The sequence below is a fragment of the Tateyamaria sp. 7Alg 36 genome (genome assembly GCF_059882455.1).
In genome coordinates this window covers 1-26,571 of the sequence record NZ_CM187613.1, presented here as the reverse complement: position 1 = coordinate 26,571, position 26,571 = coordinate 1, and the positions used below count along the sequence as shown (strand labels likewise).

The following is a 26,571-nucleotide window of genomic DNA, read 5'->3' as shown; positions in this document are numbered from 1 at the left end:
TCTAGCACAAAGCTTGCAAAGGTTGAAACGGCGATTTTACCGACCTTAGGCAACTTGGGGAATCTCGTCCCAGACAAGACCCGCACCAGGAAGCAGTGCGGCCATGTCTGCATCACATGTCACCATGCGTGTCGCACCCGGTGTGGCGAACAATTCGCGCAGCAATTGGTTGGTCAACGTGTGCCCGGCCCGCACGCCTGTATAGTGGCCCACAAGGGGCGCACCGGCCAGTGCGAGGTCGCCAAGCGCGTCGAGCATTTTGTGGCGCACAGGTTCGTCCGCGTGGCGCAAACCGCCGGGGCTTGCGACGCGATCACCGTCGAAGACGACGGCGTTTTCACCTGCGGTACCGCCAAGGGCCAGCCCGCTGGCTTGCATCTTTTCAACGTCGCCCTTGCGGCAGAACGTGCGGCTGTCGCTAAGTTCGCGGGCAAAGCTGCCGTTGGACATGTTCAGCGATTTGAACTGGTGACCGATGGCGGCGTCGTCGAAATCAATCTGGAAGTCGATACGCAGTACGGGCGACGGGGCGATGGTTGCCCGCGCGTCGCCGTTGGACACAGTCACGGTTTTCAGAACTTCGATGGCGCGCACACGGGCAGGCAAACGGCGCAAGCCGCGCTGCATGATGCCACGCACGAAAGGCACAGCAGAACCGTCAAGGATCGGCACTTCGGGGCCGTCGATTTCGATCAGCGCGTTGTGAACGCCACAACCGGACAGTGCCGCCATGACATGCTCAACGGTGCCGACGCTGACGCCTGCCTCGTTCACGAGGGTGGTGCAAAGGGGCGATTGGTGCACAACATCATAGCGCGCCGGAATCATCCGGTCGCCGGACTCGATGTCGGTCCGAGAGAACCAGATACCGTGCTCTGCCATCGCGGGACGAATGGTCAGACGTGCGGGTTTGCCGGAGTGAAGACCCCGCCCGATAAAGGTAACTGGTGATTTTACTGTCGCTTGCACTGGGTCCATCCCGTAACGCTTTTATGACAGGTAAACAGCTAGGGTGCGGGGTCTGAACACTCAACTCAATCTTTGTAACGGTCTGAAACATGGGCGTAACATTTGAGCGCTGCGGCGCGCACGACATTTCAACCCGTTGAATACGCAAAGAAAAAGGGCCGCCCAATGGCGACCCTCTAATTTAGTTCGTGACCTGAATTAGTTCGCTTGGCGACGCAGGAAGGCCGGAATTTCAATCCGTTCCTGATCGGGATCCACCGCTTCGGCAGGGCGTTGCGCCGGTGCGGGGGCCGCACCACGGCTTTGCACGGGCGGTTGCTGACGCGCGGGACGCTCGGCCTGCTGGCCACCTTCGGCGGTGCCGGTCATGCGGTTGATCAACGAGTTGATGCCAAAGCGGGGCTTCTCGCCGCCCTGCCCTTGCTGCTCTTCCGCGCGGCGGTGCTGGTCCTCGGCGCGGGGTGCTTGCTGCTGGCCACGGTTTGGTGCAGCTTTGGCGGTTGCGGCGCGCAGACGTGCCAGTGCTTCGGGCGATGGCGTGCCAGGTGCAGGGGCACGTGGCGCGACAAAAGTTTCCGGCTCTGGCGTGGGTTCGAACGCGGCCACCTGCGGCTGGTAGGCGGGTGGAGGCAGATCGTCGTCCTGTGCCTGATCGTCTTCGGCAAAGATGTCCTCGGCCATATCCTCGGCAGCGGCGCGATTCACGTCCAGTTCTTCGAACAGGGTGGGCTCTTCTGCGGCGGCTGCAACGGGGGCAGGCTCTGGCTTGCGCTCGGGCGCGCGCTCTGCTTCGGGCTGGTCAAATGCGGTTGGCAGTGGTGCGGCCATCGAACGGCGCGGCACAGGGATTTCTGTCTGCACGTCCACCGCGTCGATGCCGGTGGCGACAACGCTGACGCGCATCATGCCTTCCATCGCGGTATCGAGGGTCGAACCGACGATGATGTTCGCGTCTGGGTCCACCTCTTCGCGGATGCGGTTGGCGGCTTCGTCCAGTTCGAACAGGGTCAGGTCGTGGCTGCCAGTGATGTTAATCAGCACGCCCTTGGCACCACGCAGGCTGATTTCGTCCAGCAGCGGGTTGGCAATGGCTTTTTCGGCGGCTTGGATGGCGCGATCTTCGCCTTCTGCCTCGCCTGTGCCCATCATGGCTTTGCCCATCTCGTCCATCACGGCGCGCACGTCCGCAAAGTCGAGGTTGATCAGGCCGGGACGGACCATCAGGTCTGTCACACCTTTGACGCCCTGATACAGCACGTCGTCCGCCATCGAAAACGCCTCGGTGAAGGTGGTTTTTTCGTTGGCCAGACGGAACAGGTTCTGGTTGGGGATAATGATCAGTGTATCGACCATTTTTTGCAGGGCCTCGACACCGTCTTCGGCCTGCTTCATCCGCTTGGCACCTTCGAACTGGAAGGGCTTGGTCACAACACCGACGGTCAAAACGCCCAGTTCGCGGGCCGCTTGCGCGATGATCGGCGCGGCACCAGTCCCTGTGCCACCGCCCATACCGGCAGTGATAAAGCACATGTGCGAACCGGCGAGATGGTCAACGATCTGTTCAATCGATTCTTCGGCAGCGGCGGCACCAACGCTGGCGCGGGCACCGGCGCCAAGGCCTTCGGTCACCTTGATGCCCAACTGGACGCGGTTCTCGGCGGCGGATTGTTGCAGCGCCTGTGCGTCCGTGTTGGCGACGACGAAATCGACGCCATCAAGTTCTTTTTCAATCATATTGTTGACGGCGTTGCCACCTGCCCCGCCGACACCAAAGACGGTGATCCGCGGTTTCAACTCGTCATTTCCGGGCATCGAAAGGTTCAGTGTCATGGGTCAGCTCCGCCTGTCTGTTTGCCGCATTCGCGGGTGTTTTTGTGCCTAAATCGCCTTGATCTTACCCCCGAACAGCCCAGAGGTCACTCATAAAACGCAAAAATGCCGCAAAATATGGGCAAAAAATCGCTAATTCTTACTGCATATCTGCTGTTGGTCTAAATCTAGCTGTCACCAGTTGTCCCTAAACCATTTTACGGCGCGCCGCAGGGACCGTGAAGAGCTGCTGTCGCTGGGAATGTCAAAGTCCCACCATTCATCCTGCGGATGGGCCGCAAACAGCGCCAGACCGACCGCGCTGGCAAATCCGGGGCCTGTGGCGGCTTGTGGCAGGCCATGCACACGCAAGGGGCGTCCAAGGCGTACCTGCTGGCCTAAAATCTTGCTGGCCAGCCCGTCAAGGCCCGGAATCTGGCTGCCGCCGCCGGTCAGAACGATCTGCTGGCTCGGCAGGTGGTCAAAGCCTGCGGCATCAAGGCGGGCGCGGACTTCCTCGAGGATTTCCTCGACCCGCGGGCGCATGATGCCGATCAGTTCGGCGCGGCTGGCGGTGCGGCGGTCATGTTCATAATCGCCCGTATCGCCGCCGATCTCGATCATCTCGCGGTCATCCATGCCGGTGGCGTGTACGCCGCCATAAAACGTTTTGATCCGTTCGGCATTGGCCGTCGGCACCTGAAGGCCCAGCGAAATGTCCGAAGTGACGTGATCGCCGCCCATGCGCACCGCATCGGCATAGATCATGTGTTTCTTGATAAAGATCGACACGCCCGTGGTGCCGCCGCCCAGATCAATGCAGGCCGCGCCCAGTTCCTGTTCGTCTTCCACAAGGGCCGCAATGCCCGACACATAGGCCGACGATGCAATGCCCGCCAGTTCAAGGTCACAGCGTTTGATACAATGGGCCAAGTGCTGCACGGCAGCGGCATCGACCGTCAGCATGTGCATGTCCACCGCCAGTTCGTTGCCAAGCTGCCCGCGCGGGTCCGACAGGCCCGAACGGTGATCCAGCGCAAAGTTCACCGGCTGGGCGTGCAGAACCTCGCGCCCCTCGCCGTAGTCGGGCACATCGCAGCGCGCCAGCACCTGTGCCACATCCTGTTCGCTGACCACTTGCCCTTGCAGATCGACCTTTGCGTCCAGCCCATAGCTGCGCGGCTCGGCCCCTGCGAAACAGGCGATCACGTGATCGACGCGGATACCGGCCATCTTCTGGGCCGCTTGCAGGGCGGTGCGGATCGCACGCTCGGTTTCCTGCATGGCGCAGATTTCGCCAAAGCGCACACCGCGCGACCGCGTGGTTGCTGCGCCAATGACACGGAAGCCCGACTGACCGGCCAGCGATCCGATCTCGCCCTCTTCGCCCAGCTTGCTGGTGCCGTCAAAGCGCAACACAAGGCAGGCGATTTTCGAGCTGCCCACATCAAGGATAGCCACCACACCGCGCTGCATCGCAATCCGGCGCATGTTCCGCATCGCCCGTTGATTTTGATAAAGATCCGTCATGGCGTTCACTCGTTCCCTGCGTTCAACTGTCTTATTCTCCACCACTCTTCGGTGGCACTGGCATTCATCCGCACCGTGGGACGTTCGTTCAGGCGCAGATCGATACGGGCAATATCGCGGCCCAAAAGGTCGTCTACGCCGTTCAGCGCAATCGCCCGTTCCAGCGCGCGCACGGCGTCCTGCGCGGGCAGCATGATGCGTTGGTTGCGGTCCAGAACCACGTCCCAACGCCGCTCGCCCATCCGGACCAGACCACGCAAGCGATCCCCCAGCGGCGCGCCCGCCGAAACCAGCGCAAGCGCCTGATCCACGTGTTTGGAGGCCCCCTCCCCCGCGATCACGGGCAGTTCGGCGCGTTCGGCGCGACTGTCGATCGGGGCGACGGCGACACCGGCGGCATCAATCAGGGTCAGCCCCTCGGCCGTGCGCCAGATCGCAACCGGTTCGCGCGGCGTGATCTGTACGTGCAGCACACCACCGGGGCGGATGCGCACGCTGGCCTCTTTCACCGGGGGCATTTCGAGGATGCGGTCGCGCATCGCGGCAGGATCAAGATCAAAGGATGATACGGGGAACGACAGCGGCACTTGGGCGCGGATCGCCTCGTCCAGATCGGGGCCGACACCGTCGATGGCCATCAGGTTGACCATGAATTCGGGGCGTTGCTCCACTGCGGCGCGGGCTTCGGCCACGGTATCGCGGATCAGCGACTGGTTCTGCGGATCGGTCAGCCACCATGTCGCCGCCCCGAAGGTCAGCACAAAGGGCACGCCCACGCGCAGCCCCAAACGGAACAGCGGCGTCAGCATCAACCGCTGCATCCGCCACGACCAGCGCGACGGCGCCGGATCGGCGCGCATCGTGCGGCGATGGCCCGTCCCCGCGGCTGCCATGCGCTTTATCGCGGACATGAAGCATCCTCCACCATCCACGCGCAGAGTTCGGCAAAAGAGATGCCCGCCGCCTGTGCCTGTTCGGGCGACAGCGAGGTGGGCGTCATGCCGGGCTGGGTATTCGTCTCAAGAAGGATAAGGCCTTCGGCCCCTTTGGTGTCGTCCCAGCGGAAATCGGTGCGGCTGAGGCCGCGACAGCCAAGTGCGTTGTGCGCGCGCATTGCGTAATCAAGGCACAGCTCGGTGATCTCGGTCGGGACATTGGCGGGGATCACGTGGCGCGATCCGCCTTCCTTGTATTTCGCGTCGTAATCATACCAACCATCGGTCAGGATCTCGGTCACACCCAAAGTGCGCGTGCCCATCACGGTGGTCGTCAGCTCGCGCCCGGGGGCATAGGCCTCGACCATCACGGTTTCAGGCATCGCGTCGTCTAGTTGCGGCGGGCCATTGGCCGCGTCATGCACCAGATAGACGCCGACGCTCGATCCTTCATTGTTGGGTTTGACCACATAGGGCGGGGCCATCACGTGATGCTGCCGCACTTCGGCTGCGGCCACGATCACGCTGTCCACCACGGGCAAACCAGCGGCGCGGTACACGTCCTTGGTGCGCTGTTTGTCCATGGCCAGCGCCGAGGACAGAACGCCCGAATGGGAATAGGGAATGCCAAGCCATTCAAGCAGGCCTTGCACACAGCCGTCTTCGCCCCACCGCCCGTGCAGGCAATTGAGGACAACATCCGGTTTTTCGGAAATCAATACAGAGGCCAGATCGCGGTCCACATCGACCTCGACCACCTCGTAACCTGTGCTCCTCAGCGCGGCAGCGCAGGGTTTCCCACTGGCAAGTGACACTTCGCGTTCCGCCGACGCGCCACCCATCAATACCGCCACTTTCGGAGTCGTCCTGCTCGACTGACCCGCCATGTGCCTCTTGTCCCGGAGCCCTTTTGCGGGCCCTCGATTATTGTGCCAAAATCTCTATTCAGTTTTCGGCCTGCCTAGCGCTGGCACCTTATTCCGGTTCGCCTATGCGCATAATTTCCCATTCTAGCGTGATACCACTGGAATCGTAAACCTTTTTTCGCACGTCCTCGCCCAATCCTTCGAGATCTGCGGCCGTTGCCGCCCCCGTATTGATCAGAAAGTTGGAATGCATCTCGCTCATCTGGGCACCACCACGACGTGCACCGCGCATTCCAGCGTCGTCAATGACCTTCCACGCCTTCAGGTCATGCACATCATCGGCCTGCCCCGTCGATGAAAACCCCGCAGGATTGCGAAAAGTCGACCCCGCGCTGCGGTCCTTGGTGGGTTGGGTTGCATCGCGTTTGGCCAGTTGGTCGGTCATGCGCGCGTGCAGGGTTTCGGGGTCGCCCTCGGGGGCGCGCAGCGTGACACCTGTCAGCACTGCGCCCTCGGGCAGATCGCTTTGGCGATAGCGGAAGTTCAACGCCGCAGCATCCAGCGTTGTAACCGTGCCATCGCGCAGCACCACTTGGGCGCTTTCGAAGACGTCCGCCGTATAGCTGCCATAACAGCCCGCGTTCATGCGCACCGCGCCACCGATAGTACCCGGAATGGTGCGCAGGAACGTGAGGTCCACCCCCGCATCCGCCGCGCGGCGCGCAACATGCGCATCCAGTGCCGCCGCCCCTGCCCGCACCGTGGTGCCGTCCACCTCGATCCCGTTGAACCCGCGCCCCAACCGGATCACCACCGCACGCAAGCCCCCGTCGCGCACGATCAGGTTGCTGCCCACGCCCATGGGGAACACCGGCACCGACGGGTCCAACGCGGCAAGGAAAGTGCTTAGGTCTTCCACATCCGCAGGCTGGAACAGCCAGTCGGCCGGCCCGCCAACGCGCAACCAGGTAAGGGTGGACAAGTCTTTTTGCGCGGTCAGCGTGCCGCGCACGTCGGGAAGGTCATATGTCATGGCCAAGGGCAATGGCGCGCAGGCGCGGCGGCGTCAAGGGCGCGATGAACGCGGACGCAGCAGCCATGCAAACACCCCGCCCCCGAACAGGCCTGATGCCATTGGCGGCGCAATCAGGAACGCCGCGATCAGAATGGCGTACCCATCCCCGGGCAGCGTATCGGCGGGAACCAAGACCACAAAACAGATCAGCCCCACCAGCGCACAGATCAGCCCGACCAAAGTGCGCAACATAAACCGCCGTGCGAGGGTGAACCCAACAGCGATGCCAATGCACAAGGATGCCAGCGCAATCGGTATCATCGCGCAACGCGCCTCTTGATCCAGCGGGTCAGGTAGATGACGGGCCAGCGCAGCACGCTCATCCCCGCCGCAAGTACCAGCAAGCCGATCCAAGGTCCGTGCTGCCATGTCACATAGCCTACAATCGGTATGCCCACCGCAATCAGCGCATAGGCATTGGTCCAGTGGTTGTCCTTACTGGGGAACATCGCCAGCACATTGGCAACAAGCGCCCATAGGCAGGCAAGGATGATCGACAAGCTCATGGCTGCACCTCCGGTGGCAAGGATTGGGTTTGCTGCACCGCTGTTGGCAAGGGTGGGTTCTGGCCGCGCAATCTGGCCCAGAAATACCGCAGCGGGTTGCGGAACATCGACACGAAAGCCGCCAACGCCAGCAGGCCCGCCCACCATGCCACGGCAAGGCCGATCCACAGGATGATAAGCGGCGCGGCGATCAATAACGCCAGTCCGGGGGCATACTGGTGGCGCATGGGCAGCATCGCAACCACGGTTGCCGCCAAAACCCAGCCCACACTGATCCACAGCAGCATTACACCATGCCCCCCACCGAAAACAGCAAGGCCCCCGCCGCCAGCACTGCGCCGATCACGGGCGTTGCCATCGGCACCTTGAACGGTGCCTCGGGCAAGCGGCGTTTAAGCACGATCAGGGTGATGTTGATCACCACAAACACGCTCAACAATATGACCGAGGTCGCCCCCGCTAGCGTCGCGACCGGCAAGGCCAGCGCGCCCGCGATGATCGCGCCACCCACCAACACCGTGGCAAGGACAGGCGTGCCGAACCGGCGGTGCACCCGTTGCAACGGGGCAAAGGCGCGGCCCAGACGGCCCATGCCGAACAGCACGCGCGACGCCATGACGATCTGCGCGAGAATGCCGTTCAACGCCGCCACCACCGCAATGGCCGACAACAGGCGGGCATCGCGGGCGGCGTCTTCCCCGCTCCAGACCAAAGCAAGGGGTTGTTCCGATCCGGCCAGCAGGTCCGCAGGCACGGCGCGCACGGCGGCCCATGTGACCAGCGCATAGATTGCCGTGGTCAGCGCCAGCGATACGATGATCGCGATGGGCAGGGTGCGCGACGGATTGCGCGTTTCCTCGGCCATGTTCACGATGTCTTCGAACCCGATAAAGGCGAAAAAGGCGAGGACCGCCCCCACCCCGACAGCCGACCATGCAATCGCCGGTGGCGCGCTATAGGCAGCGACGGGTTCGGCCCACCAGCCTGCCCAGATCACCAGCCCCAGCCCCGCCAGTTCCACAGCCGTGAACACGGCGGCAACGCTCAGGCTTTCGACCGCGCCGATGATCGCCACAAGGGTTAGCAGCACGCCAAGCGCGATGATGGCCCAGACCGCAGGCACATCCATCACCACCTGCAAATAACCGACACCGCCGCGCAGAACGGCGGCGGCAGACACGATGCCCGCCAACACGATGGCCAGCCCTACGGCCATGGCAAGCCGGTCACTTTTCAGCCCCGTCGCCACATAGGCCGCCTCGCCCCCTGCTTCGGGGATGCGGGTGGACAGTTCGGCATAGCTGAGGGCGGTCGGGGCCGCGATCAGCCCTGCCAGAAGGAAAGATAAAGGGGCCCAGATGCCCGCCTGCGCCACCACGGCACCGACCAGCACGTAAATCCCCGCCCCCACCATCACACCGACACCGTAGGCCGTCAAAAGCCATGGCCCGATGCGCCGCTTCAGCGCGGAGGGGGCGGCGTCGGCAGTCATGCCGCGCTGTTTTTCAACCGGTCGGGCAAGGCGTTCGCCCAAGCCGAGATGGTCCCTGCCCCAAGGCACACAACCAGATCACCCGGACGGGCCTGTTCGCGCACCAAGCGCTCCAGATCATCCTCGCCCATCACGGCGCGCACATGGCGGTGGCCACTGCGGATCAGTCCGGCAACAAGGTCTTCCCGCGATGCGCCTTCGATGCGGTCTTCGCCAGCGGCAAAAATCTCGGTGATGCCCACCACGTCGGCATCGTTAAAACAGGAACAGAAGTCGTCGAAATGGTGGTGCAGACGGGTATAGCGGTGCGGCTGGTGCACGGCGATCACGCGGCCCGTAGTGGCCTGACGCGCAGCCTTCAGCACGGCGGCAATCTCGGTCGGGTGGTGGCCGTAATCGTCGATGATGGTCACGCCATCCACTTCGCCCACACGGGTAAAGCGGCGGTTCACGCCGCCGAAATTCGCAAGGGCCGAACGGATTTCGTCCGCTTTCATTCCCAGATGGCGCGCCACGGCAATGCCCGACAGTGCGTTCGATACGTTGTGATCCCCCGGCATGGGCAGGGAACAGCCTTCGATCACCATGTCCTCGGATTGCAGGGCAACGTCGAAATGCGCCACACCCGCCTCGTAGGTCAGGTTGATGGCGCGCACGTCGGCCTGCGCGTTGAATCCGTAGGTCACGACGCGGCGATCGGTGATCTTGCCGACCAGCGCCTGCACATCGGGATCATCGGTGCAGCATACGGCCAGCCCATAGAACGGAATGTTGGACACAAAGTCGTAAAAGCCCTGATGCAGCGCCTCTTCGGTGCCCCAGTGTTCCATATGTTCGGGGTCGATATTGGTGACGATGGCGATGGTGGCGGGCAAACGGTTGAACGTGCCGTCGCTCTCATCGGCCTCAACCACCATCCACTCGCCCTCGCCCTTGCGCGCGTTGGAGCCATAGGCGTGGATGATGCCGCCATTGACGACTGTGGGGTCAAACTTGCCCTCGTCCAGCAGGGCCGCGACCATCGTGGTGGTGGTCGTCTTGCCATGGGTGCCTGCGATGGCGATGTTGGATTTCAGACGCATCAGTTCGGCCAGCATCTCGGCACGGCGCACGATGGGCAGGCCACGGGCGCGCGCGGCGTCCAGTTCGGCATTGCCCGGCTTGATGGCCGAAGAAATAACCACCACTTCGGCGCTTTCGATATTCTCGGCGGATTGACCGACAAAGATATGCGCGCCCAGTTCCGCCAGACGGTCGGTAATCTTGGACGCCTTGAGGTCAGACCCCTGCACCACATAGCCGTGATTCAACAACACTTCGGCAATGCCGGACATGCCAATGCCACCGATCCCGACAAAATGGATGGGGCCCACGTCTCCGGGCAGTTTTGTAGCGGCGTTCATTTACGTCCCTTTCTGTGCGAGGGTTTCGACGAGTTCAACAAGGCTTTGTGTGGCTTCGGGTTTGCCCGCGCTGGCAGCAGCCCGCGCCATCTGCGCGGCGGCGTCCGGATTGTCCAGTATGGCCGAGATCTGTTCAGCCATAATCTCGACGCTCATCTGGCTTTCGGGGATCAGAATGGCGGCGTCGGCCTGTACCAGACCGCGTGCATTGGCCGTCTGGTGGTCGCCCGTGGCCGCCGCATAGGGGATCAGGATCGACGGACGCCCGATCACCGAAATGTCCGCCACCGACGACGCACCCGAACGCGAGATCACAAGCTGCGCCTCGGTCATGCGACGAGGGACATCGGTGAAAAACGGCTGCACATCGGCAGAAATGTTGTGTTCGTCATAAAAGGCGCGCACGCGCTCTTCGTCCTCGCCACGCGCCTGATGGCTGACACGCAGATTGCGCAAACGCTCCATCGGCAGGCTGGCAATGGCGGGCGGAATGATATCGGACAGGATGCGCGCCCCTTGCGAGCCGCCGATCACCAAAATCTCCATCGGATAATCGCCGGGTGGGATATACCCCGCCTCGGCGCGGCTTAGGATCGCGCTGCGCACAGGGTTGCCCACATGCAGTCCCTGGACCCCTTCGGGCAGGTCCGTGGGCCATGTCCCGCAGGCCACGATCTGCACACGTTTGGCCAGAATGCGATTGACGCGGCCCAGCACGCCATTCTGTTCATGGATCATACGGGGCAAGCGCAGAAGGGTCGCCGCCGCCATGGCCGGAATGGTGGGATAGCCGCCAAAGCCCACAACCACGTCAGGCCGGTCGCGCAGCATCTTGAACCCCGCGCCGATGACACCGGCGAGAATACGGAACGGCACCGCCGCCTTGGCCAGCACGCCGCCGCGCGCAAAGGTGGCCGACGAAATGTGTTCAATCTGGGTCGTATGCGGGAACCCGCCGGTATAGCGCGCGCCACGGGCATCCGTGCTCAGCTTTACCCGCCAGCCCTTGGCCAGCATCGCCTCGGCCAGTGCCTGCGCGGGGAACATGTGCCCGCCCGTGCCACCGGCTGCAATCAGTAACAATGGCTGTTTCACCGCCGCCCCCGGCTCAGGAAATCTGCAATCTCGCCCTGCGCGCGTGTGCGCGTAAAGGCCAGCAACATGCCCACGGCAATCCCGCTGGCAATGACCGAACTGCCGCCATAGCTGACAAAGGGCAAGGTCATGCCCTTGGCAGGCAACAGACGCACCGCAACGCCCATGTTGATCATCGCCTGCACCCCGAACATGCAGGCCAGACCCGTGCCCGCAAGGCGGATGAACGGATCACGCTCGCGCACCAACCGCATGAGCGAGCGCACAACAATCCCCGCATAAAGCAGGATGATGCACAGCACGAGGATCAGGCCGTATTCTTCGGCAGCCACGGCAATGATAAAGTCGGTATGCGCATCAGGCAGCGACCATTTCACCTGCCCCTCGCCCACGCCGACACCGAACAGCCCGCCCTCTTGGATCGCGTTGGTCGCGTATCCAAGCTGCGTGCGCGGATCGACATCTGGGCTTAGAAAGCCGTCAATCCGGCGCGCAAAGTGTTCGGAGTTGGAATAGGCAATCGTGCCGAAAAACACGACCGCACCGGCCATGCACACCAACAACAGCATCGGCGCACCGGCCACGAAATACATCACACCCCAGCCGAACAGGACAAGGCAGGCCTGTCCGAAATCGGGCTGCAAGGCCAGCATCAGCACAATCGCGACGCATAGGGAAAAGGACCACACCTTGCCCGGAGGGCCGTTGATCTCTTGGCTGGCGGCCATCATCCACGCCGCAGCCACCACAAAACCAGGTTTCAGGAATTCAGACGGCTGGATCGACGCAAAGCCAAGGCTGTACCAGCGCACCGCCCCTTTGCCGAAATCCGTGCCCAGAAACGGCAGCAGCGCCAACGCCACAAAGGCCACGAGGAACCCCAGCACCGCCAGACGGCGCACCAGAAGCGGCGTCATCATCGACGTCAGGATCATGGCAAGCAACGCGCCCGCCCCGAACACCGCCTGTCGTGTGACGTAGTGGAACGGCGCAAACCCGTTCTTTTCGGCCAGCGGCACCGATGCCGCCAAACCAAGCAAAAGTCCGATCGCAAACAGGATCAGAACGCAACTCAGCGACCATTTGTCGATGGTCCGCCACCATTTTGGAAGTATGGGTTCGCCGTCCCGTACCGGAACCGCGCCATAGACCATCTCTGTCATGATCTGCCGCCTTTACACTGCCTCGTTGCCCTTGGTTGATCCAAGGTACAAAGCGCAGCATAGCGGGAAAAACGCGCGCGGGCTAGCCCTTGTTGGACCGGCCCGCGCCAATATCAGGCGGGTTTATGCGTGCCGCGCACGGGGTAATCCTTGTCCCGCACAAAGGTGATGCCCCGCAGGGCCGCTTGCAGGTCGGGCCGCAGGAACGGCGCGTTCGAGAGATCGACCATCTGGATATTCCCTTGGCCGTTCACCACGTACATCCCCGGTTCGGGGAAGGGCCGGTCGGTTTCCTCTGGGCTGCGCGGATCCGAGATATAAAGTCCCAAGGCCTGCATCTGCGCAATCGACATGCCAAAGCCTATGGGCAGGGTCAGGGATTTCTCCGCTGCCATGGCGCTGGCTTTCTCTTCGGGATCGCCCGAGGCAACGACCACATCAACGCCGATGTCGTGGAAATCGCCCTGCATCTCTTCGAGTTCGGCCAGATACTTCTTGCACAGCGGGCAGTGCAGCCCGCGATAGATCACGACGAGTTGCCAGTCACGGCCCTGTTCGGGCACGCCAAGGGTGATCTTGCCGCCGCCCAGACGGTCCAGCTCTGTCTTGGGAAAAGGGCTGCCTGCGGTCGGTTTGGTCATGGGGTGTCTCCTGTTCGTTGCGGTTAAAGCTTGAAGAACAAGTAAGCGGCAAAGGCGCCCGAACAACCCATGGACCTTGACCAGACCTGTGCATTCCTGCACGGGGACGTCATGGATTACGACACGCTCGTCATAGGGGCCGGTGCTGCTGGCATGATGTGCGCCGCCCACGCGGGGGGCCGCGTTCTGGTGGTGGATCACGCCCGCGCCGCCGGAGAGAAAATCCGCATCTCGGGCGGCGGGCGCTGCAATTTCACCAACATGTATTGCGACGCGCACGCCTTCATCAGCGAGAACCCCCATTTCGCCAAATCCGCGCTGGCACGCTATACCCAATGGGATTTTGTCGCCCTTGTGGACCAGCACGGGATCAAGTGGCACGAAAAGACCCTTGGCCAGTTGTTCTGTGACGTGTCGGCCAAAGATATCGTGGCGATGCTGCGCAGTCTGATGCAACAGGCCGGTGTCGAACTGTCGTTGCAGACCGAGGTGACGCAATTCGGCAAATCCCCCGACGGGTTCAAGGCGACCATCGTACAGGACGGCCATACCCGCCATATCACCGCCGCCAATGCGGTGATCGCCACGGGCGGTATATCCATTCCGAAAATGGGCGCGACCGGCTTTGCCTATGATGTGGCGCGCAAATTCGGCCACCGCGTGACCGACCTTGACGCGGCCCTCGTCCCCTTCACCTTCCCCGACGGGCGCTTTGCCGCCATTTCGGGCGTGGCCTGCCCCGCACGGGTACAGGCGAACGGCCCCGCCTTTGACGAAGCCCTCCTGTTCACCCATCGCGGCCTGTCCGGTCCGGCAGTCCTGCAAGCGTCAAGCTATTGGCACGCGGGCCAGCCCATTACTGTGAACCTCTGCCCCGACACCGACTTTGCAGCCACGCTCAAAACCAAACGCCAAAGCGACGGGAAAAAGGCGCTGACCACCGAACTCGCCCGCCTGCTGCCATCACGGCTTGTGGATCACCTCAGCGGTGAATTCGACCTTAGCGGTCGCGTGGGCGATCTGTCCGATGCGCGGATCGAGGCACTGACCGACGCGCTGTCCAACTGGCAACTGACCCCGAACGGCACCGAAGGCTACCGTACCGCCGAAGTCACCCGTGGGGGCATCGACACCGCCACGCTCAGTTCCAAAACCATGGAATCCAAAACCACCCCCGGCCTCTATTTCATCGGCGAAGCTGTGGATGTGACAGGCTGGCTCGGCGGGTACAACTTTCAATGGGCGTGGTCCTCGGCCATGGCCGCCGCACGCGCCCTGTCGGACTGACATCTGTCTCGGAGCCGCCATCGGCTGCGCGCTGCCCGACAGATCACGCATACAGGTCCAAGGAAAATCGACGCGGGGCCCCGCTTGCGGGGATACGACGATTTTACTTGGGGCTGGGTGCGGGCTCTGTCAGGCCGGTCGCGGGGATGGTGCGCGCAGACAGATATCTGTCTTGGTGGGCCAGAAGCCTTTAATCCAAGAATGTCGTGCGCCCGCAAGGGCGCGCCGTTGGATCACAGCCGCTTCTGGACCTCTGCGACGAAATCATCGCCGCGCCGCTCGAAACTGTCATATTGATCAAAGCTGGCCGCCGCCGGTGCCAGCAGGATCACATCGCCCGGCTCGGCCTCTTCCATCGCGGCAGCGACAGCGGCGGACATGGTCGAACAGACCTGCGCGGTGACGTTCAACTGCATCGCGAATTGCGCCGCTTCGCGCCCGATCACATAGGCCTTTTTCACTGACCCCGAGGCCGCATTCACACCGTCAAGCCCGCCCTCTTTCTGCAAGCCGCCGCAAATCCAACGGATGCTGTCAAAGGCCGCAAGAGCCTTGGCCGCGCTGTCCACATTGGTTGCCTTGCTGTCGTTCACGAACCGCACGCCATTGGCTTCTGCGATGGTCTGGCTGCGATGCGGCAGGCCCGCAAAGCTGGCAAAGGCTGTCTCGATCACTTTGGGCGCGATGCCCACAGCGCGCGCAGCGGCATAGGCCGCGCAGGCGTTCTGATGGTTATGCGCACCCGGCAGGCCCGAAATTCCGCGCAGGTCGATGGAGGCAACCTGCCGCCCCTTGCGCACTTCCGACAGGAACCCCTTGCGCACAAAGACGGACCATCCCGGCCCGGACAACTTGCTGTCCGCCGAGACGCGGATCACGCGATCATCGGCGGGGCCTTCGCTCAGTTGGTTGGCGAGGTAGCGCCCCTCGTCCTCGTCCACGCCGATCACCGCACGGTCCGGTCCGCCCTCGGCAAACAGGCGGCGTTTCGCGGCGAAATATCCGCCCATGCCCGCGTGCCTGTCCAGATGGTCCGGCGTGAGGTTGGTGAACACCGCCACATCCGGCGTCAGGGCACGTGCCAGATCGGTCTGGTAGCTCGACAGTTCCAGCACGACCACCTCGCCATCATGGGGCGGGTCGATGTCCAGCACGCCGCGCCCGATATTGCCCGCCAACTGGCTGGGCCGCCGTGCGGCCTCCATAATGTGGTGGATCAGTGCCGACGTGGTGGACTTGCCATTCGATCCGGTCACGGCGATCACGCTGGGCGCGGTGTCGAAATTGTCCCATTCCGTGGTCGCGAAAGACTGGAAGAACAGCCCGATATCATTGTCCACCGGCACGCCGGCCGCCCACGCTGCCGCAACCACCGCGTTTGGCGAGGGGTAGAGGTGCGGGATACCGGGGGACAGGATCAGCCGCGCGATGTCGTCGAATGCGCCGGTTTTCTTGAAGTCGCGGCAAGTGAAGCCTTCGGCCTCGACCCGTGCGCGGGCATCCGGATTGTCGTCCCAGCAGATTGGCGTTGCGCCGCCTTCGGCCAGTGCACGCGCGGCGGAAAGCCCCGAACGGCCAAGGCCCAGCACGGCCACATTTGCCCCTGACAGGCCGCGCACGGGGATCATGCGGCAGCGCCTTTGGTCATCATCGGAGCGAGGGGCCAGCCCCTCGCGCTCCCCGCAGTATTTATGGCCAAAAGAACAGCGGTGTGGGTCATTCTAGCGTACCTTGAGTGTGGCGAGGCCGATCAGGGCGAGGATCAGCGCGATGATCCAGAAGCGGATCACGATCTGCGGTTCTGCCCAGCCTTTTTTCTCGTAATGGTGATGGATCGGGGCCATGAGGAACACACGTTTGCCGGTGCGTTTGAAGTAGATCACTTGGATCATCACGCTGAGCGCTTCGACCACGAAAATACCGCCCACAATGGCAAAGACGATTTCGTGCTTAGACGCGACCGCGATAGCACCAAGCGCCCCACCAAGGGCGAGGGAGCCTGTGTCGCCCATGAAGACAGCGGCAGGCGGTGCGTTATACCACAAAAAGCCCAAGCCGCCGCCGATCAGCCCCATGCAGAAAATCAGCAATTCGCCAGTGCCGGGTACATAGTGCAGGCCGAGGTCTTCGGTGAAGTCCACGCGGCCGACGAAGTAGGCGATGATACCCAGCGTGGCCGCGGCGATCATCACCGGCATGATGGCCAGCCCGTCCAGACCATCTGTGAGGTTCACCGCATTGGCCGAGCCCACGATCACGATGATGGAGAACGGGATGAACAACAGGCCGAGATTGACCAGAACATCCTTGAAAATCGGCACGGCCAGCTGGTTTTGCAGCCCTTCGGGGTGGGACACAGCAGCGAAATAGGCCGCGATGGCCGCGATCAGAAAGCCGAGCAACAGCCGCACCCGCCCCGGCACCCCTGCGGTGTTTTGCTTGGACACTTTGGCGTAGTCGTCCAGAAATCCGATCAGGCCGAAGGCAAGCGTCACGCCCAGCACGATCCACACAAACGGATTGTCGAGCCGCGCCCAAAGAAGCGTGGAGAACACCAGCGCGCCCACGATCAGCAGTCCGCCCATGGTCGGCGTGCCCGCTTTGACGAAATGCCCCTCGGGGCCGTCATCACGGATCGGCTGGCCCTTGCCCTGCCGTTTGCGCAGCACCGCGATCAGCGGTCGACCGAACACAAAGCCGAAGATCAGGGCCGTCAGAAACGCCCCGCCCGCCCGAAAGGTGATGTAGCGGAAAAGGTTGAAGAAATCCCCGCCATCCGAAAGTGCTGTCAACCAATAGAGCATGCGTGCCGGTCCCTACCCATTATCTTGTGGGCCAGTGCCCGTTGCGACCGGATGGCCCATTTTGCGGATCACGTCAACGATCACCCTCAACTTCATGCTGAGCGACCCCTTGACCAGCACAACGTCGCCACTGTCGAGCGACCGCACAACGCGGCTGGCCATATCGTCAGAGGTTTCGGCCCAGAAGCCGCGCTTGTCCTCAGGCAGAGCCGCATGCAAATTCTTCATCAGCGGGCCGATGCAGTGGACAGTGTCGATTGCGTCAACCGCGTCCAGTGCGGCGAGATCGGCGTGCATCCCTGCCCCGTCCGCGCCCAACTCCTTCATATCGCCCAGAAAGGCGATGCGCCGCCCCTTGCTGACGCGGCCTGTGTCGTGGGTGACTTGCGCGGCAGCCAGCACTTCAAGCGCGGCAGCCATCGAAGTCGGGTTGGCGTTATAGCTGTCGTCGATCAATTCCAGTGTCAGGTGCGTGTCCACCGCATCAAGGCAGATCACCTCGCGCGCGCCACGCCCTTCGAACGGCGACCAGCGGCCCAAGGATTGCGCGGCCAGCGCCAGATCGGCGCCCAACGCCTCGGCCGCGGCCAGCGCGCCCAGACCGTTCATCGCATAGTGCCGCCCCACCGCGCCGATCTTGAACAGCAGCGGCGCGTCATGGGCAGTGGCCTGCACGACCGTGGTATCGCGGCCCAGATCAAGGGAATTCAGCACAAAATCAAAGCCGTGTTCGCCAAAGCCCACATCGCGGCGCTTGGCGTCATGCGCCTTGGCCTGAAGGATGGCAGCTGTTGAACAGTCATTGTTGAGGATCGCCGTCCCGCCATATTCCAGCCCGTCAATGATCGACGCCTTTTCCACCGCGATGCCTTCGATATTCTCGAACGCTTCTAGGTGGGCGGGTGCGACGGTGGTGATCATGGCCACATGGGGGCGTGCCAGTTTGGCAAGTGGCGCGATCTCTCCGGGGTGGTTCATGCCGATTTCGATCACCGCATATTCGGTGTCCTGCGGCATGCGTGCCAAGGTCAGTGGCACGCCCCAGTGGTTATTGTAGCTGGCGACAGAGGCGTGGGTGCGGCCCTGATCGCCCAAAATGGCGCGCAGCATTTCCTTGGTCGAGGTTTTGCCGACCGATCCGGTGATCGCCACGACGCGCGCGTCGGTGCGGGCGCGGGCGGCGCTGCCCAGAGCCTCGAGCGCGGTCAGTACGTCGCTGACCATCAGGCATGGACAGTCCTCGTCCACGTCCGGAACGCGCGATACCAGCGCCGCCGCCGCCCCTTTTTCAAAGGCTTGGGCAACAAAGTCATGGCCATCGCGCACATCGCTGAGTGCGACGAACAGGTCGCCCGGTTGCAAGGTGCGGGTGTCGATGCTGATGCCTGTGCAGGTCCACTCGCGCGTGTTTACACCGCCCGTGGCGGCGGCAGCATCGGTCGAAGTCCAAAGCGTCATGTCAGTCGTCCTTCCAGTGCTGCCACGGCCACGCTGGCCTGTTCGGCGTCGTCAAAGGGCAGGATGTCATCGCCCACGATCTGGCCTGTTTCGTGCCCCTTGCCCGCGATCAATAGCGCATCGCCTGGCCCAAGGGCATCGACCGCGCGCAGGATCGCCTCGGCGCGGTCGGCGACCTCAATCGCCTCGGGGCAGCCTTCCATTACTGCCGCACGGATCAACGCAGGATCTTCGGAGCGGGGGTTGTCGTCGGTGACAAAGATGATGTCCGCATTCTGTGCCGCCGCCTGCCCCATCAACGGGCGCTTGCCCGCGTCGCGGTCACCGCCAGCGCCGATCACCGCCACAAGGCGGCCCATCACGTGCGGGCGCATGGCCGACAGCGCGGTCGCCACAGCATCGGGCGTGTGGGCGTAATCCACAAAGACCGCCGCGCCGTTTTCGCGGGTGGCCGCCAGCTGCATACGGCCCCGCACGGTGCCCATATGGGGCAAGGTTTCGAACACGCGCTCAGGCTCGGCCCCGCAGGCGATCACAAGGCCGCAGGCCAGCATCACATTGTCGGCCTGAAACCCGCCGATCAGCGGCAGGCGCGCGGTGTAGGATTTGCCGAGGTAGTCGAACCGCACATCCTGTCCGGTACTGTCGAACCGCTGGGCCGACAGATGCAGATCGCCGCCGTCGCGACCAACCGTCAGCACGGTCTGCCCCCGCGCACGGGCAATCGCGGCCATATCGACGCCGCGTGCGTCGTCCATATTGATTACGGCGGTGCCATCTTCGGGCAGGACGCGGGCGAACAGGCCCGCCTTGGCGTCGAAATACGCTTCGAACGTCTCGTGATAATCCAGATGATCCTGCGTGAAATTGGTGAAACCGGCGGCTTTCAGGGTCACGCCATCAAGGCGGCGCTGGTCGAGCCCGTGGCTTGATGCCTCCATCGCGGCGTGGGTGATGCCAGCGGCGCGGGCCTCGGCCAAGGTGCGGTGCAAGGTGATGGGTTCGGGCGTGGTATGGGCCAGCGGCGCGGTCCACGCGCCCTCGACCCCTGTGGTGCCGAGGTTGACCGCCGGCAAGTCCATCTCGATCCAGATCTGGCGCACAAATGTGGCGACCGAGGTTTTGCCGTTGGTGCCTGTCACGGCGACCATCGTGTCGGGTTGTCCGCCGAACCACAGCGCGCAGGTGCGCGACAGGGCGGCACGCGGATCGTCGGTCAGCACCACGGCGATCCCGTCCAGATGGTCGGCCGCAATTTCGGCCCCTGCACGGTCGGTCAGCACGGCCACCGCCCCCATGCGCACGGCGTATTGGATGAACTCCGCCCCGTGCACACGACTGCCGGGCATGGCGGCAAACAGGGTGCCGTCCACTACCTGACGGCTGTCCACCGCGATGTTTGTGATGTCTGGATTGGCTCCGCCTTGGGCGGTCAGGCCCAAAGATGAAAGAGGTCTTGCCTGCGCGCCCATGTGTATTCGGCCTTTTGGCTCAGTTGCTGCTGGTCAGCGTTATATCAGCCAATGGTTTGTGTTCAACGGTTGGACGCAGTCCCAGAAGCGGCGCAATGCGCCCGATCATTTCCGCCGCCACCGGAACAGCCGTCCAACCCGCCGTGCGGCGCGGTTTGTCGCCCGACGTCTCGACCGGTTCGTCCAGCGTGACGATCAGCACATATTTCGGATCATGGGCGGGGAACATGGTGGCAAAGGTGGCGATGACCTTGTCATCGTAATACCCGCCATTTGGCTTGGGCTTGTCCGCGGTACCGGTCTTGCCCGCCACGGCATAGCCTTCCACATCGCCCATGCTGGCGGTACCCTTGGACACCACGGCGCGCAGCATGTCGCGGGCGGCGCGGGCGGCCTCGGCGCTCATCACACGTTCGCCATAGCGGGGGCCGTTCTGTTTTAGGATCGTCGGACGCACCGCATAGCCACCATTGGCAATCGCCGCATAACCCGCCGCCAGATGCATGGGCGAAGAGGACAGGCCGTGGCCATAGCTGACTGTGACCGCGCTCAGGTCAGTCCAGCGTTTGGGCAGCAGCGGCTTGCCGGTTGCCGCCTCGACCAGTTCGAACGAGGTCGCCTCGAAAAAGCCGAGGCTTTGCAGGAAATCCTGCTGCCGCTTGATCCCGATTTCCAGCGCCATGCGCCCCGTGCCACGGTTCGAGGATTTGACGATAATGTCCGACACAGTCAGCACGCCGTAATTCTTGTTCTGGAATTCACCGATGCGGAAGCCGCCGACGCGCATCGGCCCCTTGGTGTCGATCACCGTGTCGGGCGTCACAATACCCAGATCAACCGCCTGCGCGGCGGTGAAAATCTTGAAAGTCGAGCCGAGTTCATACACGCCCTGCACCGAGCGGTTGAACAGCGGGCTGTCGGACTGGTCGCCCGTGATCGCGGGGCGCGGGCGGTTGTTGGGATCGAAATCCGGCAAAGACACGACCGACACAACCTCGCCCGTGTGCACATCCATCAGGACCGAGGTCGCGCCCTTGGCGTTCATGATCTTCATGCCACCATAAAGCACCCGTTCCGCCGCCGCCTGCACCGTCAGGTCCAGCGACAGTTCCAGCGGGCGCTGACCGTTGGCCGGATCGCGCAGATATTCGTCAAAGTATTTCTCGACACCCGCAACGCCGATCACCTCGGCAGCGTGCACGCCTTCCTTGCCGAAAGACGCACCGCCCAGCACGTGGGCCGCAAGCGAGCCATTGGGATAAAGGCGCATGTCACGCGGGCCGAACAACAGGCCCGGATCGCCAATTTCGTGCACGGCCTGCATCTGTTCGGGGCTGATCTTCTTCTTGATCCACAGGAACTTACGCTTGCCGGTGAAGTCCTCCAGCAGATCCTGTTCCTCAAGATCGGGGAAGATTTCGGCCAATTGCTTGGCGGCGGCCGCCTTGTCGATCATATGCGGCGGCTGCGCATAAAGGGCGTGGGTTTCGAAATTGGTGGCCAGCAGACGGCCCTTGCGGTCCACGATATCAGCGCGCGCCGCCGAGATGGCGGCCCCTTGCGCGCTGGCGCGGGGTTCGACGGGTTCGGACGTGGCAAGCATACCCATTCGCGCCCCGATCACGATAAAGGCACAGAAAAAGAATGCCCCCAGCACCAGCAACCGCCCTTCGGCACGCTGGCGGGCGCGGTCGCGCATTTCTTCGTGGCGCAGGGCAAGGTTTTCACGCTCGATCGCCTCGGGGTTCTGTCCGGCGGCACGGGCAGGCAGGATACGGGCAAGCGGGCGAAGCGGCGTGCGGATCATTCTGCGTCCTCCTCCTGCTCGATGGTGCCGATGACCTCGACACTATTTGTAATGTCCAGCAGGGGCGGCGCGGGATAGGCAACCTCGTCTGTGCGCCCGAACTGGTCGGGACGGAAGGGCAGCAGGCCCAGACGGTCAAAGTTGATGTCGGCCAGATCGCGCAGACGGTCGGGCCGGTTCAGATAGGCCCATTCGGCCCGCAGCACGGCCAGACGGGAATGCGCGGCGCGGATGTCGCGGTGCAACTGGTCCGTTTCGGCCAGCGATTCCTGCGTGGCATAGTTTTCGCGGTAGGCCCAGAAGGCCAGACCGATCACCGCCAGCGTTGTCAGAACATAAAGTACACTGCGCATCATAGTCCCCCTTTGACGTGCGGCATGCCCAAGGCTTTGGCCTCGATCTCTCCGGCGGGTGCGTCGGTACGCACCCCGACGCGCAGCTTGGCCGAGCGGCTGCGCGGATTGATGGCCAGCTCATCCGCATCCGGCGCGATGGCCTTGCGGCTTTTCAGCGTGAATTGCGCGGCGGCCTGCACTGTTTCGGGCGCATAGCGGTTGGCATTGGCCGCCCTGCCCCCGCGTGCGGTCAGGAACCGTTTGACCATCCGGTCCTCGACCGAATGAAAGGTGACGACCGCCAGCTTACCACCGGGTTTCAGTGCGCGCTCAGCGGCCATAAGGCCCTGATACAACTCGCCATATTCATTGTTCACCGCGATGCGCAGCGCCTGAAAGCTGCGCGTGGCGGGGTGCGACTGGCCCGGTTTGGGGCGCGGCAGGCATTTTTCGACAATGCTTGCCAGTTCCAGCGTTGTGGTGATGGGACGGGCAGCGATGATCGCGCGCGCAATGCGGCGGCTGGCGCGTTCCTCGCCATAATGGAACAGGATGTCGGCCAGCACGGTTTCGTCCGCCGTGTTCACCAGATCAGCTGCCGAATGGCCGTCCTGCGACATGCGCATGTCCAGCGGGCCGTCCTTCATAAAGGAAAATCCGCGCTCGGCCTGATCAAGCTGCATCGAGGACACGCCAAGGTCGAGCACGACGCCGTCAAGGTCGCTGGCATAATCGTCAAGTTTGGAAAATACGCCCTGCTGCATCACCAGCCGGTCGCCGTAATCAGGTGCCCAGTCGGCGGCCATGTCAAAGGCCAGCGGGTCACGATCCACACCGATCACCTTGGCAGCACCACCCTCGAGCAACGCACGGGTATAGCCACCCGCCCCGAACGTGCCGTCCAGCCATGTGCCTTCGATCGGGGCGCAATGCGACAGGATCGCGTCGATCAGAACTGGAATATGTGGCCCTTCAGACATCTTTTTGTGCCTTCGCCCTTACCGACATCTTAATCCATGTCCCCGTCGAGATAGACAGACGGATCCAGATCGGGGTCGAACCCGTCGTCATCCAGCGCCGCGATGCTGGCGTCATAGGCGTCAGGGTTCCAGATTTCGAATGTGTCCCCCGAGGAGACAAAGCGCGCCATGCCATCAAGGCCGATCTTCTCGCGCAGTTTGGCGGGCAGCACGATGCGGCCCGTGTCATCCACGACGGTCTCGATGGATTGCGCACTATACAGACGCTCCATCGCCTTGCGCTTGGCCGAGCCGCGCGGATGTTTGGAAATCTTTTCGTCGACCTCGTCCATGGCCTCGATGGTGAACCCTTCGAGGTAGTCACGCGTCGCGCCGCCATAGACCAAGATCACACGGGGCGGCAGGCCTTCGGTCCAGTCAGGGTCGCAGGATTCGATCACACGGCGAAACGAGGCGGGGATAGACACCCTGCCCTTCGCGTCCACCTTGTGGTCGCTTTCGCCTCTGAACCTGCGTGCCACTGTTCGGCCCGTCCCTTTTTGTCCCCGTTGTGCCGAACGCTTGATTTGTCCGGCCTTGAAAATGGAAACGGCGGGTTGATCTGCTGCCACTGATCAACCCGCCGCCCTCGTCCCGCTTGGCGGGATGTCCAGCTGCGCGCGCCACCTGGGGGGATGTCTGCTCGCTCGCGCGCCGGATCTCTGGTCTGATGAAAGCGAGGTGCCTGTATGAAACCTGCTAGAGTTTTTTGTATTGCTTGGGGTCGTTTGCTGCCCCGGGCTCGTTCTCATCTGATGCATTAGGGATGCCATGGGAATTGATGGGAAACAACAGTTTTTTATGGGCATGGCGGTCGCGAGATCGCGAAATCGAGAGGTCACGGACACATACTATATGCAGAAAGATGGCAAATTTCCGCCTATTCTGCGCTAAAACCGTAATCAGACACTATATGTAGTGCCACCCCTGCCCGTGCCAGCGCGGCCCATAAAATCCCAAAAAACTTTCGCCCATGCTCACTGACTAAGCGATGTTTATTCTTTGTTCCAAATCACAGCCCCGTGAATCACAGGACATCCCGCAAATTCGATTCGAAACCGGCGCGGATTTGCAGGCATTTCCCACAAATTCCCATGGGCCCTCCGACCACGCCTAAAATGAAAGTGGTATATATGTGTCGCAGGGCGCCCGCGCGGAGGCGGCGCGCCCTGCCGGAATTAAGGGGATCAGGCCATGCCGCCTTGGATCAACCCTTGGGCAATGCGGGCATAGGCCTCTGCCATCGGCCCGTCGCCTGCTGCAATCGGTGTACCGGCATCGCCTGCCAGTCGCGTGTCCAGATCAATGGGCAGCGCGCCCAGCAGCGGCACGCCCATCTTCTCGGCCTCGGCGGCGACACCGCCCTGCCCGAAGATCTTGTGCTCCGATCCGCAATCGGGACAGACAAACATCGACATATTCTCGATCAACCCCAGCACAGGCGTCTTGAGGGTCGCGAACATGTCTATCGCCTTGCGCGCATCAATCAATGCTACATCCTGCGGCGTGCTGACGACGATGGCGCCGCTCAACTCGGACTTGGTGCACAGCGTCAACTGCACATCCCCCGTTCCGGGCGGCAGATCGACCAGCAGCACGTCAAGCTCGCCCCACTCCACCTGCCCCAGCATCTGTTGCAACGCGCCCATCAACATCGGCCCGCGCCAGACCACCGCTTTGCCTTCTTCAAGCATGAAGCCGATCGACATCATCGTGACGCCGTGGGCATGCAGCGGGATGATCGTCTTGCCATCGGGCGATGCGGGGCGCTTGTTCACGCCCATCATGCGCGGCTGGCTGGGACCGTATATATCTGCATCCAGCAGCCCGACCTTGCGGCCCGCCCGCGCCAGCGCCACGGCAAGGTTCGAGGACACAGTGGATTTGCCCACACCGCCCTTACCCGAGCCGATCGCAAGAATGCGTTTGACCCCTGCGGGCTTGGTCGGACCCTCTTGCGGTTTGGGATGGCCACCGATCTTCAGGCTGGGTGGCGCGGCAGGTTTCGCCGCCGGACCATGGGCAGTCAGGGCAACGCGCACCTGCTCCACACCTTCTATGGCACGCACGGCAGCTTCGGCCGCGGCGCGCACAGGTTCCATTGTCGCCGCCAGCTCCGGTGTCGGCGCTTCGATCACGAACTGCACGGTAGAGCCGTCAATCTGCACCGCTCGAATCATATCCCTGCTGATCAGGGTCTCTTTGTCGGGCAATGCAATCCGGCCCAAGGCCGACATGATCTGGTCTTTGGTAAGGGGCATAAGGATGGTCCTTGCTGGGTTGCCGCAATAACTGGCAGAATTTGAACAGAGAGCAAGGGGCAGGCAGGATTCACGGCGAATCTGCCACCGTCTTAGGCAACATGCCTACTATTTCAACCTGAACCCCATGCATTTGCTGCATAGCAGCATTGCCGACACGACCATTGTGCATCTGCAGCATTCGCTTATGTTTGGGCTAACGAAACAAGAGCACGAGGCAATAAACATGGCCTACTACAATGACATAGCACGCAGCAACGATCTGGTTGAACGCGTACTCGCAAACGTCGCACGGTTCTTTGAAACCGCCGCAGAGCGTCACGCAACACGCCGCGTGTACCGTGACACACTGAATGAACTGGGCGCACTGTCCAGCCGCGAACTGGCCGATCTGGGCATCCACCGGTCCGAGCTGAAGCGGATCGCGTGGGAATCCGCGTACAAAGACACCACTCGCTAAGAACACCGAGATCAGATGCTCCTCTCCTCCTCCCTGGGGCATCTGTAATTAGCGGCGGCGCCCTCCTCCTCCCTGGCGTCGTCGCACCTTTTCTTCGCACCGAACGGTGCAAACGCATACATCGGTTGAGGTCCTCCTCCTCCCTGACCTGATCGATGTTGTAAGCACGGCGGCCCCTACCTCC

General features: G+C 62.6%; 25 protein-coding genes. 2 read left to right on the top strand and 23 right to left on the bottom strand.

All coding sequences use genetic code 11. The annotated features are described in order from the left end of the window. Nucleotides 1–45: 45 nt before the first annotated feature. The 14 genes from lpxC to AC6GQJ_RS00060 form a co-directional block, all read right to left on the bottom strand. Nucleotides 46–969 carry a UDP-3-O-acyl-N-acetylglucosamine deacetylase gene (lpxC, locus tag AC6GQJ_RS00125; RefSeq protein ID WP_500770550.1) on the bottom strand — a complete coding sequence of 308 codons (924 nt, stop codon included), beginning with the start codon at nt 967–969 and terminating at the stop codon, nt 46–48. A 198-nt stretch (nt 970–1,167) separates the two neighbouring features. Next, on the bottom strand, nt 1,168–2,799 hold the full coding sequence (gene ftsZ / locus AC6GQJ_RS00120; RefSeq protein WP_500770548.1) for a cell division protein FtsZ: 1,632 nt from the start codon (nt 2,797–2,799) through the stop codon (nt 1,168–1,170). A gap of 174 nt (nt 2,800–2,973) precedes the next feature. After that, the gene (ftsA, locus tag AC6GQJ_RS00115; RefSeq protein ID WP_500770546.1) at nt 2,974–4,308 is read right to left on the bottom strand and encodes a cell division protein FtsA; all 1,335 of its coding nucleotides are present in this window, start codon (nt 4,306–4,308) and stop codon (nt 2,974–2,976) included. Nucleotides 4,309–4,313: 5 nt separating this feature from the next. Further along, complete coding sequence (locus tag AC6GQJ_RS00110; protein ID WP_500770544.1) at nt 4,314–5,219, bottom strand: cell division protein FtsQ/DivIB; 906 nt, start codon at nt 5,217–5,219, stop codon at nt 4,314–4,316. Further along, the gene (locus AC6GQJ_RS00105) at nt 5,207–6,130 is read right to left on the bottom strand and encodes a D-alanine--D-alanine ligase (RefSeq protein WP_500770542.1); all 924 of its coding nucleotides are present in this window, start codon (nt 6,128–6,130) and stop codon (nt 5,207–5,209) included. Before AC6GQJ_RS00105 ends, AC6GQJ_RS00110 begins: the two co-directional genes overlap by 13 nt. Before the next feature lie 88 nt (nt 6,131–6,218). Beyond that, the gene (gene murB / locus AC6GQJ_RS00100) at nt 6,219–7,142 is read right to left on the bottom strand and encodes a UDP-N-acetylmuramate dehydrogenase (protein ID WP_500770540.1); all 924 of its coding nucleotides are present in this window, start codon (nt 7,140–7,142) and stop codon (nt 6,219–6,221) included. 33 nt (nt 7,143–7,175) lie between these two features. Next, a complete protein-coding gene (locus tag AC6GQJ_RS00095; protein WP_500770538.1) occupies nt 7,176–7,376 on the bottom strand; it encodes a hypothetical protein in 201 nt (66 codons plus the stop codon). Nucleotides 7,377–7,441: 65 nt separating this feature from the next. Beyond that, entirely contained in the window at nt 7,442–7,690 is a 249-nt protein-coding gene (locus AC6GQJ_RS00090) for a DUF2484 family protein (RefSeq protein WP_500770536.1), read from the bottom strand. Then, nucleotides 7,687–7,977, bottom strand: a complete 291-nt coding sequence (locus AC6GQJ_RS00085) for a DUF2484 family protein (protein WP_500770534.1) — start codon at nt 7,975–7,977, stop codon at nt 7,687–7,689. Before AC6GQJ_RS00085 ends, AC6GQJ_RS00090 begins: the two co-directional genes overlap by 4 nt. Next, nucleotides 7,977–9,182: an APC family permease gene (locus AC6GQJ_RS00080; RefSeq protein WP_500770532.1), complete on the bottom strand. Its 1,206-nt coding sequence runs from the start codon at nt 9,180–9,182 to the stop codon at nt 7,977–7,979. The genes AC6GQJ_RS00085 and AC6GQJ_RS00080 overlap by 1 nt, the downstream gene beginning before the upstream one ends. Then, a complete protein-coding gene (murC, locus tag AC6GQJ_RS00075) occupies nt 9,179–10,585 on the bottom strand; it encodes a UDP-N-acetylmuramate--L-alanine ligase (protein ID WP_500770530.1) in 1,407 nt (468 codons plus the stop codon). The genes AC6GQJ_RS00080 and murC overlap by 4 nt, the downstream gene beginning before the upstream one ends. Next, on the bottom strand, nt 10,586–11,680 hold the full coding sequence (locus tag AC6GQJ_RS00070) for a UDP-N-acetylglucosamine--N-acetylmuramyl-(pentapeptide) pyrophosphoryl-undecaprenol N-acetylglucosamine transferase (protein WP_500770528.1): 1,095 nt from the start codon (nt 11,678–11,680) through the stop codon (nt 10,586–10,588). Next, the gene (ftsW, locus tag AC6GQJ_RS00065; RefSeq protein ID WP_500770526.1) at nt 11,677–12,843 is read right to left on the bottom strand and encodes a putative lipid II flippase FtsW; all 1,167 of its coding nucleotides are present in this window, start codon (nt 12,841–12,843) and stop codon (nt 11,677–11,679) included. The genes AC6GQJ_RS00070 and ftsW overlap by 4 nt, the downstream gene beginning before the upstream one ends. A 113-nt stretch (nt 12,844–12,956) precedes the next feature. Further along, a complete protein-coding gene (locus tag AC6GQJ_RS00060) occupies nt 12,957–13,484 on the bottom strand; it encodes a redoxin domain-containing protein (protein WP_500770524.1) in 528 nt (175 codons plus the stop codon). 111 nt (nt 13,485–13,595) lie between these two features. On the opposite strand from AC6GQJ_RS00060, the gene AC6GQJ_RS00055 reads away from it, so the two are divergent. Then, a complete protein-coding gene (locus AC6GQJ_RS00055) occupies nt 13,596–14,771 on the top strand; it encodes a BaiN/RdsA family NAD(P)/FAD-dependent oxidoreductase (protein ID WP_500773974.1) in 1,176 nt (391 codons plus the stop codon). A gap of 233 nt (nt 14,772–15,004) precedes the next feature. On the opposite strand, the gene murD is transcribed toward AC6GQJ_RS00055, so the two are convergent. The 9 genes from murD to AC6GQJ_RS00010 all read right to left on the bottom strand — a co-directional run bounded on the left by murD (nt 15,005) and on the right by AC6GQJ_RS00010 (nt 25,927). Further along, nucleotides 15,005–16,399: a UDP-N-acetylmuramoyl-L-alanine--D-glutamate ligase gene (gene murD, locus AC6GQJ_RS00050; protein ID WP_500770522.1), complete on the bottom strand. Its 1,395-nt coding sequence runs from the start codon at nt 16,397–16,399 to the stop codon at nt 15,005–15,007. 93 nt (nt 16,400–16,492) lie between these two features. Continuing rightward, nucleotides 16,493–17,575, bottom strand: a complete 1,083-nt coding sequence (gene mraY / locus AC6GQJ_RS00045) for a phospho-N-acetylmuramoyl-pentapeptide-transferase (RefSeq protein ID WP_500770520.1) — start codon at nt 17,573–17,575, stop codon at nt 16,493–16,495. A gap of 12 nt (nt 17,576–17,587) precedes the next feature. Next, nucleotides 17,588–19,033, bottom strand: a complete 1,446-nt coding sequence (locus AC6GQJ_RS00040; protein ID WP_500770518.1) for a UDP-N-acetylmuramoyl-tripeptide--D-alanyl-D-alanine ligase — start codon at nt 19,031–19,033, stop codon at nt 17,588–17,590. Next, nucleotides 19,030–20,505, bottom strand: a complete 1,476-nt coding sequence (locus AC6GQJ_RS00035; RefSeq protein WP_500770516.1) for a UDP-N-acetylmuramoyl-L-alanyl-D-glutamate--2,6-diaminopimelate ligase — start codon at nt 20,503–20,505, stop codon at nt 19,030–19,032. Before AC6GQJ_RS00035 ends, AC6GQJ_RS00040 begins: the two co-directional genes overlap by 4 nt. A 19-nt stretch (nt 20,506–20,524) precedes the next feature. Beyond that, nucleotides 20,525–22,312: a peptidoglycan D,D-transpeptidase FtsI family protein gene (locus tag AC6GQJ_RS00030; protein ID WP_500770514.1), complete on the bottom strand. Its 1,788-nt coding sequence runs from the start codon at nt 22,310–22,312 to the stop codon at nt 20,525–20,527. After that, nucleotides 22,309–22,665, bottom strand: a complete 357-nt coding sequence (ftsL, locus tag AC6GQJ_RS00025) for a cell division protein FtsL (protein ID WP_500773972.1) — start codon at nt 22,663–22,665, stop codon at nt 22,309–22,311. Before ftsL ends, AC6GQJ_RS00030 begins: the two co-directional genes overlap by 4 nt. Next, the gene (gene rsmH, locus AC6GQJ_RS00020) at nt 22,665–23,627 is read right to left on the bottom strand and encodes a 16S rRNA (cytosine(1402)-N(4))-methyltransferase RsmH (protein WP_500770512.1); all 963 of its coding nucleotides are present in this window, start codon (nt 23,625–23,627) and stop codon (nt 22,665–22,667) included. The genes ftsL and rsmH overlap by 1 nt, the downstream gene beginning before the upstream one ends. Before the next feature lie 29 nt (nt 23,628–23,656). Beyond that, complete coding sequence (gene mraZ, locus AC6GQJ_RS00015) at nt 23,657–24,148, bottom strand: division/cell wall cluster transcriptional repressor MraZ (RefSeq protein WP_500770510.1); 492 nt, start codon at nt 24,146–24,148, stop codon at nt 23,657–23,659. Nucleotides 24,149–24,853: 705 nt separating this feature from the next. Further along, nucleotides 24,854–25,927 (bottom strand): Mrp/NBP35 family ATP-binding protein, encoded by a 1,074-nt coding sequence (locus AC6GQJ_RS00010; RefSeq protein ID WP_500770508.1) that lies wholly within the window; start codon nt 25,925–25,927, stop codon nt 24,854–24,856. A gap of 226 nt (nt 25,928–26,153) precedes the next feature. Between AC6GQJ_RS00010 and AC6GQJ_RS00005 the strand changes: the two genes are divergently transcribed. Continuing rightward, nucleotides 26,154–26,387: a DUF1127 domain-containing protein gene (locus AC6GQJ_RS00005; RefSeq protein WP_500770506.1), complete on the top strand. Its 234-nt coding sequence runs from the start codon at nt 26,154–26,156 to the stop codon at nt 26,385–26,387. The last annotated feature ends 184 nt before the right edge of the window (nt 26,388–26,571 follow it).